Consider the following 12,339-nt stretch of genomic DNA (forward strand, 5'->3'; position numbering starts at 1 on the left):
ATGACCCTCTATCGCCGCCGCACCAGCCTGGCCTTGGGGTTCATCACCCTGTTGCTGGCCTCGACGCTGATCTTTCTGTACGTCAAGTCGTCCAGCAACCAGGCGTCCTCTTACACCCAGTCCAGGGACCTGATCCGGCAGCTACAGCAACTTAACGCCCAGTGGGACAGCGAAGTACTCAAGGCCAGGATCGCCATTACCCACAATTACGACCCCCTGGTGGCCCCCCTGACAGAAATGACCCGGCTGTGGGCCGAGCTGGAAGCGCACGACTCGTACCACAGCCCGCAGGACCTGCCCGCCTGGCAAGCCAGCCAGCAGGCTTATCGAGCGGCCATCCAGGAAAAAGCCCGGCGCATCGACCAGTTCAAGTCCCACAATGCCGTGTTGCGCAATTCCCTGGCCTTCCTGCCGACGGCCGAAGACGATATCCAGGCGCAGTTCAACCAGGTCGACGGCGACAGCAAACTGCAGCTGCAAAGCGTGGCCACCGACACCTACGACTTGTTGCTCAGCAGCCTGGAATTCGCCCAGGTCACCACCCAAGAGCGCGCCGCCGACATCCTCGTCGGCCTGGGCAAGCTGGCCGTCAACAAGGAACTGCTGCCCAGCGAGTTCCGCGCCCCGGTGGAGATCCTGAGCAATCACATCGAACTGATCTTGCGCGAGCAGCCCGTGGTGAACACCTTGCTCGAAGAGATCGCCGCGATCCCGGTGGCCGAACGCCTGGATGACCTGACCACCCACCTCAACCAGGACCAACAGGCCGTCGACCTGGTCGAACAGCAATACCACCGCTACCTGCTGGTGTTCTCGACCCTGCTGGTGGCCCTGCTGCTGTACCTGACGATTCGCCTGCTGCGCAGTTTCGCCGAGATCAACCGCGTCAATCGCGCTTTGCAGGCAGTGAACGAAACCCTGGAACAGCGCGTGGAACGGCGCACCCAACAGCTCAAGGATGCCCAAAGCGAGCTGATGGACAGCGCGCGCCAGGCCGGCATGGCGGAGATCGCCACCAACGTGCTGCACAACGTCGGCAACGTGCTTAACAGCGTGAACATCTCCGCCGACCTGGTCACCCGCAAACTGCGCAGCAGCAAGGCAATGGGCCTGGGCAAAGCCATGCAGCTGATCAACGAGCGCCAGGGCGACCTGGGCACTTTTATCACCGAGGATGAAAAGGGCAAGCTGCTGCCCGGCTACTTGAACCAGTTGGTGGACGCCATTGCCGTCGAGCAACAAGGCCTGATCGAGGAGCTGGGGCAATTGAGCAAAAGCGTGGACCACATCAAGGACATCGTCTCCACCCAACAATCCTATGCGGGGGCAGCCTCACTGAAGGAGCCGGTGCAGATCAGCGCCTTGATGGAGGACGCCCTGCGCATGAACGCGGGGGCACTGAGCCGGCACAACGTCACGGTGGTCAAGCACTATGGGCCGGTACCGGAAGTCCTCGGCGACAAACACCGCTTGCTGCTGATCATGGTCAACCTGATCAGCAACGCCAAGTACGCCATGTCCAACCTCACCGACCGGCCACGGCAGATGACCCTGACGGTCCTGCAGCTGGATGATGACACCCTGCAGATCAGTGTGAAGGACGAAGGTGAAGGCATACCGGCCGAGAACATGACCCGCATATTTACCCACGGCTTTACCACTCGCAAGGAAGGTCACGGTTTCGGCCTGCACAGCTGCGCACTGGCCGCCGTGGAAATGAATGGACAGCTCACCGCCCATAGCGACGGGCCGGGCCAAGGTGCAATATTCACCCTGACAATCCCCCTCACTCCTGCCGGAAGTCCCGTATGAACCAACCTCCCAACCGGCGCATCCTGTTGATTGATGACACGCCGTCGATTCACGATGACTTCCGCAAGATCCTGATGCCTGCCGTTGAATCCAACCAGGTGCTGGATGACATGGAGTCGGCACTCTTCGGCAATACCGCCAAAGCCCAGGCCAAGGTGTTCGAACTGCACTCGGCCTATGGCGGCGAAGAAGGCCTGCAGTTGCTCATCACCGCCATGGCGCAACAGCAGCCCTATGCCCTGGCGTTTGTCGACATGCGTATGCCCCAAGGCTGGGACGGTGCGAAGACCATAGAAGAACTCTGGAAAGTCGCCCCCGACCTGCAAGTGGTGGTGTGCACCGCGTACTCGGACTATTCCTGGGAAGACCTGCTGGAGCGCCTGCACGGCCATGATCGCTTGCTGATCCTGAAAAAGCCGTTCGACAACATCGAAGTCCAGCAGATGGCCAACACACTGGCCAATAAATGGGACATGGCCCGCCGCGCCACCCTGCAAACCACCCAGCTGGAACGGCTGGTGGAACAACGCACGCAAGCGCTGCAGCAGGAAATCGAAGAGCGCAAGCACCTGGAAAGCCAACTGGTGCAGTCGGAAAAACTCGCTTCGCTGGGCCAACTCGCCGCAGGCGTGGCCCATGAGATCAACAACCCGGTGGGCTTTATCTCGTCCAACCTCAGTACTCTCGACGGCTACTTCAACCAGTTGCAACAGATGCTGGAGGCTTACCGGCAGGCCGAAGAAAACCTCGCCACGGGTGAACAGCACGAGCAGCTCAAGGCATTGCGTATCCGCCTGGAACTGGACTTTCTACAGGATGACATTCCGATATTGATCCGCGAGTCCAAGGAAGGCATCGGTCGCGTGGCGCAGATCGTCAAGGACCTGAAAAACTTTTCGCGGGTGGACAACGACCAGGCCTGGCAATTTGCAAACCTGCAACAGGGCATCGACTCCACGCTGAACATCGTTGCCAGCGAACTCAAATACAAGGCCGATGTGATCAAGCACTACGCGCCGCTGCCAGAGATCGAATGCCTGGCCTCGCAGCTCAACCAGGTGGTGATGAACCTGGTCATCAATGCGGCGCAGGCCATGGGGCCGGAGCGCGGCACCATCACCATCAGCAACGGTGTGGACGGCGAGAACGTGTGGCTGGAAGTGGCAGACAACGGCTGCGGCATTGCCCCCGAGGCGGTGCAGAAAATCTTCGATCCGTTTTTCACCACCAAGCCGGTGGGTGAAGGCACGGGGTTGGGGCTATCGCTCTCCTACGGCATCGTCAAGAAACACCGTGGCGATATCTCTGTCAGCAGCGAGTTGGGCAAGGGCACGACGTTCCGCGTGGTACTGCCGATTCGGCAGACGGCGGCGTAGGGCACGCCGCCGACCCATCCGTCCTCCCCCACAACCTGTTATTTCTGACAGTAGACAGACTCTTTTCCCAACTCGACACTCCACACAAGCAACACGGTTGCATGCCGGTGGCGTGCTGAACGTGAGGCCCGGACCCTCATCGTCGAAGGAAAGGACACCATGTCTACGCGCCGCGAGTTCCTTACATACGCTTCACTGGGCGCCTTGCTCACGCCACTGGGCAGGGGCGCCCTGGCGACCGATACAACCGACCCGCCCAGCGCGTTTTCCTTCGAAGACCTGATCGAACAGGCACAAGCCGATGCCTTGAAACCCTACACCTACCCCAGCACCGCATCGGCCACGCTGCTGGCGAGACTCGACTACGCCGCCCACGGCCAGATCCGCTTCAAACCCGAGCGTGCCCTGTTCGCCAAAGGCCCCGGCAAGTTCCCCGTGACCTTCTTTCACTTGGGGTCGTTTTTTCGCACCCCCGTGAGGATGTATGTCCTGGACAACGGCATCGCCCGCGAGATCGTCTACGACCCGGCGTACTTCGATATGCCAGGCGACAGCCCGGCCCATGCCTTGCCCCATAACAGTGGGTTCGCCGGCTTTCGTATCCAGGAAAGCCGCCTGGGCGACCAAGCCAGGTTGGCGTGGCAACAGAACGACTGGGTGGCCTTTCTTGGCGCGTCGTACTTCCGGGCCATCGGCGAGTTGTACCAGTACGGTCTATCGGCACGGGCGATTGCCCTGGATGTGGCACAAGCCGGCAAGGCCGAAGAATTTCCCGACTTCACCCACATCTGGTTCGAGCCGCCAAAGAACCCACACGCAAACGCCATGACCCTCTACGCGCGGCTCGACGGTCCCAGTATCTGCGGGGCCTACCGCTTCGAGATCCACCGCACACGGGGCGTGGTCATGGACATCGACTGCACGTTTTTCCTGCGCAAGAACGTCAGCCGGCTGGGCATTGCTCCGGTGACCTCGATGTTCTGGTTCAGTGAAACCGCCAAGCGCACCGCCGCCGACTGGCGCCCCGAGGTCCACGACAGTGACGGCCTGGGGCTCTGGACCGGCAACGGAGAACGTATCTGGCGTCCCTTGAACAACCCGCCACGCACTATGGTTTCGGCGTTCAGCGACCACCAACCGAAGGGCTTCGGCCTGCTACAGCGCGACCGCAATTTTGACCACTACCTCGATGGTGTGAATTACCAGCGGCGTCCCAGCCTGTGGGTCGAGCCATTGGGCGATTGGGGCGACGGCAGCGTGCAACTGATGGAAAACGGCACCGACGACGAGATCCACGACAACATCGTCGCGATGTGGGTGCCCTCGGCGCCAGCGGAAGCGGGCAACCGCTATGCGCTGCGTTATCGCCTGCACTGGCTGGCCCAGGAGCCCTACGCTTCGCCATTGGCAGTGTGCGTGGCCACACGCCTGGGCAAGGGCGGCCAACCGGGCCAGCCGCGCCCTGTGGGGGTGCGTAAATTCGTGGTCGAATTCCAAGGCGCCCCCTTGGAAAAACTTGCGCCGGGGGTCAAGCCCGAGGCCGTGATCAGTTGCTCCAGAGGCGAGCTCAGCCAGGCCTTTACCGAAGCGGTGCCGGATGACGTCGCCGGCCATTGGCGAGCACAGTTCGATTTGACCGTCGACGGCAAGGATCCAGTGGAATTGCGCCTTTTCCTGCGCCTTGACGGCCAGCCGTTGTCAGAGACCTGGCTGTATCAGTACCACCCCTTCAATTCGGATTCGACGGCAATCGGTACCCCTTCAACGGCTGACACCGGCAATCGCCCGTGAGGCTCTATAGCAAATTGGCGCTGTGCTACCTGGCGTTCAGTCTCAGCGGCAGCGCTCTCAGCGCCGGCGAGCAAGACCCCGTCGAGCGCTTGTTGCAGCAGATGACGCTCGAAGAAAAAGTTGGCCAACTCAACCAACTCGGCGTCCAGGACACGCCTACCGGCCCGGTCATTGACCAGGGCGAACTGGCGCAACTGCCCATGAGCACCGTTGGCTCAGTCCTCGGCGCCTATGGTTTCGAGCGGACTCGCCAGTTGCAGGAACAGGTCGTCACGCATTCGCGCCTGCATATACCGCTGTTGTTTGCGTTCGATGTGATTCACGGCTTTCGTACCGTATTTCCCGTTCCGCTGGCAGAAGCCGCGGCCTGGGACCCTGCCCTGGCACAACGGACCGCTCGCGCGGCGGCCGTTGAAGCGACGGCCAGCGGCGTGCATTGGACCTTCGCCCCCATGGTCGACATTGCCCGCGACCCGCGCTGGGGCCGCGTGGTGGAAGGTACCGGCGAAGATCCGTTCCTGGGCGCGGCGCTGGCCAGCGCCAAAGTGCAGGGGTTCCACGGTGACGGGCCTCCAGACCCCACCTTTATGCTGGCGACCGCGAAACACTTCGTGACCTACGGCGCGGCCGAAGGCGGGCGCGACTACAACGTCGCCGACGTATCGGAACGCACTGTGCGGGAAGTGTACTTGCCGCCTTTCCAGGCGGCTGTGGCGGCTGGCGTCGACGGGATCATGCCCTCGTTCAACGAACTGGCCGGGACACCCCTGCACAGCAACACCGCCCTGTTGACCGGAGTGCTGCGCAATCAATGGAGGTTTCGCGGCCTCATTGTCAGTGACTTCAACGCCATTTGGGAGCTGAGCCAGCACGGCATCGCAGGAGGCCCGGCCGACAGGGCAAGGCTGGCGTTCAACGCCGGCGTGGACATCGACATGGCGAGCCAGACTTACCGCCAATACCTGCCCTCGCTGGTGCGCAATGGCCAGGTTTCCCTGGCAGCCGTGGACGCTGCGGTGCGCCGCGTACTCCAGGCCAAACAGCGCCTGGGGCTGCTTGAAGATCCCTACCGCTACAGCGATGAGGCGCGGCAACGGGCCAATGTGCTGACACCGCAGCACCGGGCACTGGCGCGCGAGGCCGCGCAGAAGTCCATCGTACTGTTGAAAAATACCGACGCCCTGCTGCCGCTGTCCAAGCACCTGCGTAACGTGCTGGTGGTCGGCAGCCTGGCCACGGATGCCGAGGCCACGATCGGCCCATGGGCCTTGGCGGGTCATCCCGAAGATTCGATCACGGTCTTGCAGGGCATACGCCGCGCCGTCGCCCCTGACACTGAGGTGGTTTACCTGCCCGGCGCTTCGCCCATCAGCGACGACACTCAGAACCTCATCGAGGTCCGGCAGGCCGCCCGCCTTGCCGAGGTGGTGGTCGCCGTGCTCGGCGAGCGCGCGGATCAGAGCGGCGAAGCCCGCAGTCGCGCGGACCTGGGCTTGCCGGGTGCCCAGGAGGCGCTGTTGCGCGCCCTGCTGGACAGCGGCAAACCTGTGGTCATCGTGCTGATGAATGGCCGCCCGCTGGTGCTCTCGCAGACCGTGCGCCAGGCGCCGGCGCTGCTGGAAACCTGGTTCCTGGGCAGTGAGATGGGCAATGCCGTGGCCGATATCCTGTTCGGTGACGTCAACCCCAGCGGCAAACTGCCGATCACGTTCCCTCGCAGCGTGGGTCAGATCCCCCTCTACTACGCGCACAAGAGCACCGGTCGTCCGCCCAGCGGCGATGAAAGGTATGCTTCCGGCTATATCGATGAGCACTGGGCGCCGCTGTATCCCTTCGGTTTCGGCCTGAGCTACACCTCGTTCAGCTACTCCGCGCCGCGGCTCAGCGCGCAGCGGCTGGCGTCTACCCAAGCGTTGGCCGTAACGGTCACCGTCACCAATACCGGAGCGCGCTCAGGCGAAGAAATCGTGCAGTTGTACCTGCGCGATGATGTCGCCAGCGTGACCCGCCCGGTTCGCCAATTACGCGGTTTTCGCAAAGTGCATTTGGCACCCGGCGAGGCTCGGGAGCTGACCTTCACCCTTGACCAAGAGGACTTCGCCCTGCTGGACAGCGATTTTTCGCCGGTGGTTGAGGCCGGCACGTTCACCGTCTTCGTCGGGGCAGATTCGACCACCGAAAACCAGGCCCGGTTTGAACTGACCGATAGCCGCGCATTGTCTATTTCGGGCCAGTCTGTCCCATCACGGGGATCACACTGAGGACACCTGCAGGTTGTCTGGCCTTTCGTTACTGGCGCAGAATGCCGGATCGACCTGAGAGTCCGAACCCAAGGAAACCGTATGAGCCTGTCCTTGCTAAGCCGTTACGCCTTCTTTGCCGTGTGCGTCATTTTCACCCTCGCCAGCCTCCCCTTTATCCAACACGAATGGCTGTGGCCCATTACCTTGGTCACCGGCGTGTTGAGCCTGATCGGCATTTTCGACCTGCTGCAAAGCCCCCACGCCGTGCGCCGCAACTACCCGATCCTGGGCAATATCCGTTACCTGGTGGAAGCCATCCGCCCGGAAATCCGCCAGTACCTGCTGGAGTCCGACAGCGACGCCCTGCCCTTCTCGCGCTCGCAACGCTCGCTGGTTTACTCGCGCGCCAAGAACGAAACGGCTGACAAGCCTTTTGGCACCCTGATCGACGTGTACCAGTCGGGCTTCGAATTTATCGGCCACTCCATGCGCCCCGCGCCGCTGAGCGACCCCAGCGCCTTTCGCGTGATGGTCGGCGGCCCGCAATGCACGCAGCCGTATTCGGCGTCGGTGTTCAATATCTCGGCGATGAGCTTTGGCTCGTTGAGCGCCAACGCGATTCGCGCGCTCAACCAAGGCGCCAAGCTCGGCAATTTCGCCCATGACACCGGCGAAGGCAGCATCAGCCCCTATCACCGCGAAAACGGCGGCGACCTGACCTGGGAACTGGGCAGCGGCTACTTCGGTTGCCGCACCAGCGACGGTCGCTTCGACCCGGAGCGCTTTGCGGTGCAGGCGCAAAACCCGCAGGTGCGCATGATCGAAATCAAGATGAGCCAGGGCGCCAAGCCCGGCCACGGCGGGATCCTGCCCAAGCACAAGGTGACTAAGGAAATCGCCGAGACGCGCGGCATCCTGATGGGCGAAGACTGTATCTCGCCGTCGCGTCACAGTGCGTTCTCCACCCCTATCGAGCTGATGCAGTTCATCGCACAACTGCGCGAACTGTCCCGCGGCAAGCCGGTGGGCTTCAAGTTCTGCCTGGGCCACCCGTGGGAGTTCATGGGCATTGCCAAGGCCATGCTCGAAACCGGCATCCTCCCGGACTTTATCGTGGTCGACGGCAAGGAAGGCGGGACCGGCGCCGCGCCCGTGGAGTTCACCGACCATATCGGCGTGCCGCTGCGTGAAGGCCTGTTGTTCGTGCACAACACCCTGGTGGGCCTGAACCTGCGCGACAAGATCAAGCTCGGCGCCAGCGGTAAGATCGTCAGCGCCTTCGATATCGCCAGCGTACTGGCCATCGGTGCCGACTGGGCCAACTCGGCGCGCGGCTTCATGTTCGCCATCGGCTGCATCCAGTCCCAAAGCTGCCACACCAACAAATGCCCCACCGGCGTCGCGACCCAGGATCCGCTGCGCCAACGCGCCCTGGTGGTACCGGACAAGGCCCAGCGCGTGTTCAACTTCCACCGCAACACCCTCAAGGCCCTCGCCGAGATGCTCGCGGCGGCAGGCCTGGATCATCCGTCGCAGCTGTCGGCCAAGCACCTGGTGCGGCGCATGTCAGCGACCGAGATCAAGCTGTTCTCACAGTTGCATGTGTTCTTGAAACCGGGGGAGTTGCTCACCGGTGAAGTGAATGGCGAGTTCTATTCACGCATGTGGCAGATGGCACGCGCGGACAGTTTTGAACCCCACGAAGTCGCCGCCGCTTAAAGGACCCAGCTCATGTTGAAAGTCATCGCTGAAGATTTCATCAAACCCGAATACCTCGACATCGTGCGGCCCTGGTACGCCGAACTGGTGGAAAAAACCCGCCAGGAACCGCTGTGCATTTCGTACGATCTGTTTGTTGATCAGAAAGACCCAGGGCACTTCATTTTCATCGAGCAATGGCCCGATCAGGCCGCGCTCGACACCCATTGCCGGACCGAACACTTCACCCGGCTGGTGCCGCAGATCAACGAGTATCAGGCCAAGCCGTGCAAAGTACTGTTGATGGATGCGTTCTAGCCCACCCTTTCCCCGCTGGACCGGACCACCGACGGCATCGTTGAAACAAGGAGCTTCACATGCCGTTACTGGACTTCGCTGTAATCGCCGGGCAACTGCCTGACAGTTGGAAATCCAAGTGCCGGGGCCGGTGGGTGATCATTGATGGCGAGGTGAAGCGGTATAGCTCCCAACCTCGGGTTAAAAAACCCTTCACGGATTAACACGAGGCTGTTGTTTCATGACGATATAGCCGTCGCCATCTTCCAGATATATGGAGTAAAACAAATTATCGACTATGGGCCGGGCGTCGCGTTTCAGGCGTACATCGGCCGAATGTTCGTGGCTGGCTTGGACCACATTGGTGATCCCCACCCTGGCCATCGCCTCTGGTAAAAACAAAAAATCAGCGCCCACCAGATACGGCATGACCGGCATGATTGACACAGTTCCAGCAGAGGCCGGCAACCAAAAGTCCTGAGCACTGGCATTAAAGTAAAAGACCTTTACCGAAGCAAGCGTTGCATTAGCGCTGATCGAATAGGCCAAACTACTCATCAGGTCAGTTTCCAGCGTCCTCTTCAAACTCAAAACCCGACCATAACTATAAGAAACGGACACCATTAAAATTACCGGCAGCACCACCAACACCGTTAACTTGCGCTGCACAGCACTTAACCACTGGTAGATCACCAGCACTATAAAAACCAGTAAAGGCCCGGCCCCCAACATTGCCCTTGAGTCATTATTCTCGTAGAAAAAAACCAGCATGATTCCAGGCACAGAAATTATCATCAACGGTACTATCGACACATAAGCCACACTCATCAGAACTTTACTCACCCAGCCTGGTCTTTCACGCATTCCAGAACACCACGCCCAGGCATAACCCAGCCCAAACAGAATCGCCATCACCGCGAAAAACCCTGCATGCCCACCCGTGTACAAAGGGCGAATCCGTTCTTCAGCGCTTTCCAGGCGCTGGAAGATGACAATCGGCCAATTCTCATCCAAAGCAAGCAGCCGCTGCCGTTCCTTGCCCATGAACGGCACGATCGCGAAGAGATAAAAAAGGGCGGCAACGCCTGCTTGAGCTGCCTTTTCAACACCCAACATCACCCACTCGCGAGTTGCTTTTTGATCGTTAATCGCTCTGTACAACTCGATGCAGCACAACCCGAAAAACGCATTGATGAGTGGCTGATAAACACACAGTGCACAGCCAACCAGTAAACTTGCGCCCCACCATTCAACCCACTTTCTTTCAGACTTCAAAGTGATAGCAAACACTATCATCGCCAACCCTACCGTCATCACCGGGCCGTCGTATTTATAAACGAGATCACTCAAAAACAAGGGACTGAAAAACATCGGCAACACCACCGCCGACGAACACACATTCACCTGACTGAAATAATGAAATGCGAGTTTCTCCAGCGCCTTTGCCATGAACAAACCCGCCACCAGCAAGCCCAATGGAAAAGAGTCGGGCGTGCCATTTGACAGGGATAATAAATGATAAAAACCATCAATTAAAAAACGCCCTTCAGCCCGCCATGACGCATACCCGGACGCGGCCCTGAAACTGTCTTCAACGTAAAAATAGTCAGCCAGAATCAATGGATATACATAGACTAAAACCGCCACCAAAAAGAATATAAAACTTTCTCTTCTCGACCATTCATGCTTACACATGTTCCGGCGCCTCCTCTAAGCCCCCGCTAAACACCGATTTTTTCGCAGGCTTGCTCTACCCGACGCACAACGCCTTTAACCACATAGCGCGGCCGATGTTTGGTTTCCATATAGATACGCCCTACATACTCCCCCAGTATCCCGATCCCAATCAGTTGCACGCCACCCAGGAACAAGATCGCCGTCATTAACGACGGATACCCCGGCACGTCATTGCCAAACAGCACTTTGTCCAACGCCAGGTACCCGGCGTACACCAACGCGATCAGCGAAATCACACTGCCGATATAGCTCCATAACCGCAGCGGCAACGTGCTGAACGAGGTGATCCCGTCCAACGCCAGGTTCCACAGTTTCCATGCGTTGAATTTGCTCTGGCCCACCGTGCGGGGTGCTCGATCGTATTCGACAATGGCCACGGTAAAGCCGGCCCAGGACAACACGCCCTTCATGAATAACTGCTGTTCGGGCAGCGCCTTGATCACGTCCACCACCTTGCGATCCATCAGCCGAAAGTCGCCGACGTTTTCTTCGATATGCGTGTAGGAAATACGGTTGAGCAAGTGATAGAACATCGACGCACTGCGGCGCTTGAGGTAGCCGTCACTGGAGCGGTCACGACGTTTGGCCAGCACCACATCGGCGCCGCCCTGCCATTCATGGATCAAGCGCGGGATCACCTCGACCGGATCCTGCAGGTCCACATCCATGGGCACCACGGCATCACCCGTCGCGTATTCAAGCCCGGCGAACAGCGCGGCCTCCTTGCCGAAATTGCGCGACAGATTGATCAGCACCATATCGCTGTCCGCCATGGCCAGCGCCCGGGCACGTTCGGCGGTACGGTCGGTGCTGCCATCGTTGATAAGCACGACTTCAATCCTGTGAGTCTGCAAATCCTGCGCCTCACGCACTGCCCGGTAGAACGGCTCGATCGCCTGTTCTTCGTTGAACACCGGCACGATCAGCGAAATCTTCATTGCCCACGCTCACGAAACACCACCCACCTGGACAGCAGGAAACCGCAGACCAGGCTCAACAGCGAAAAGCCCAGCACCGTGACGATACCCGGCCAGCGCCAACGGTCCGCCAGCCACCCCACTCCCAGGCTCAAACCGCCCATGCATGCCATAAACAACAGATAACGCGTCAGCGAGACAGGCACGACAAAGGTGTAGATCGCGTTGACATAAAACGAGAAAGACGCCGCCACGCCAAAGGCCAGGACGTTGCTCGCGGCCTGGCTGAGGTCCAGCGCGGTCCTGAACACAAAAAACAGCTGCCAGTGGATCAGCGTGTTGGCGACCCCGATCACTGTGTAGCTGGAGAACCCCTTCCACAGGTTGGTCATGCCGTCCCCCTGTTTCGCCAGCCTCCAGCAAGCCATGGCATCTGTTGTTCGTCTACTGTCAGAATTAACAGGTCGC

At 60.0% G+C, this 12,339-nt stretch carries 9 protein-coding genes; 6 read left to right on the forward strand and 3 right to left on the reverse strand.

All coding sequences use genetic code 11. The features are described 5' to 3' along the window. The 6 genes from AD670_RS14845 (at position 1) to AD670_RS14870 (ending at position 9,238) form a co-directional block, all read left to right on the forward strand. Complete coding sequence (locus tag AD670_RS14845; protein WP_053133544.1) at positions 1-1,812, forward strand: DAHL domain-containing protein; 1,812 nt, start codon at positions 1-3, stop codon at positions 1,810-1,812. Further along, on the forward strand, positions 1,809-3,188 hold the full coding sequence (locus AD670_RS14850) for an ATP-binding protein (protein ID WP_053133548.1): 1,380 nt from the start codon (positions 1,809-1,811) through the stop codon (positions 3,186-3,188). Before AD670_RS14845 ends, AD670_RS14850 begins: the two co-directional genes overlap by 4 nt. Before the next feature lie 159 nt (positions 3,189-3,347). Next, positions 3,348-4,979 carry a glucan biosynthesis protein gene (locus tag AD670_RS14855; protein ID WP_053133551.1) on the forward strand — a complete coding sequence of 544 codons (1,632 nt, stop codon included), beginning with the start codon at positions 3,348-3,350 and terminating at the stop codon, positions 4,977-4,979. Further along, positions 4,976-7,240: a glycoside hydrolase family 3 N-terminal domain-containing protein gene (locus tag AD670_RS14860; protein WP_053133554.1), complete on the forward strand. Its 2,265-nt coding sequence runs from the start codon at positions 4,976-4,978 to the stop codon at positions 7,238-7,240. The genes AD670_RS14855 and AD670_RS14860 overlap by 4 nt, the downstream gene beginning before the upstream one ends. Before the next feature lie 81 nt (positions 7,241-7,321). Next, positions 7,322-8,941: an FMN-binding glutamate synthase family protein gene (locus AD670_RS14865; RefSeq protein WP_053133557.1), complete on the forward strand. Its 1,620-nt coding sequence runs from the start codon at positions 7,322-7,324 to the stop codon at positions 8,939-8,941. Between the two features lie 12 nt (positions 8,942-8,953). Beyond that, positions 8,954-9,238 carry a putative quinol monooxygenase gene (locus tag AD670_RS14870; protein ID WP_053133560.1) on the forward strand — a complete coding sequence of 95 codons (285 nt, stop codon included), beginning with the start codon at positions 8,954-8,956 and terminating at the stop codon, positions 9,236-9,238. A gap of 192 nt (positions 9,239-9,430) precedes the next feature. Here AD670_RS14870 and AD670_RS14875 read toward each other — a convergent pair whose 3' ends face one another. Genes AD670_RS14875 through AD670_RS14885 form a run of 3 tightly spaced genes read right to left on the reverse strand, consistent with a single transcriptional unit; the run spans position 9,431 to position 12,263 of the window. Next, the gene (locus AD670_RS14875; RefSeq protein ID WP_053133563.1) at positions 9,431-10,912 is read right to left on the reverse strand and encodes a glucosyltransferase domain-containing protein; all 1,482 of its coding nucleotides are present in this window, start codon (positions 10,910-10,912) and stop codon (positions 9,431-9,433) included. Between the two features lie 26 nt (positions 10,913-10,938). Continuing rightward, positions 10,939-11,892, reverse strand: coding sequence for a glycosyltransferase family 2 protein (locus AD670_RS14880; RefSeq protein WP_053133566.1), 954 nt, complete (start codon positions 11,890-11,892; stop codon positions 10,939-10,941). After that, on the reverse strand, positions 11,889-12,263 hold the full coding sequence (locus AD670_RS14885) for a GtrA family protein (RefSeq protein ID WP_053133569.1): 375 nt from the start codon (positions 12,261-12,263) through the stop codon (positions 11,889-11,891). The genes AD670_RS14880 and AD670_RS14885 overlap by 4 nt, the downstream gene beginning before the upstream one ends. Positions 12,264-12,339 lie beyond the last annotated feature (76 nt).

This window comes from Pseudomonas sp. MIACH, from assembly GCF_001269925.1.
GTDB lineage: Bacteria > Pseudomonadota > Gammaproteobacteria > Pseudomonadales > Pseudomonadaceae > Aquipseudomonas.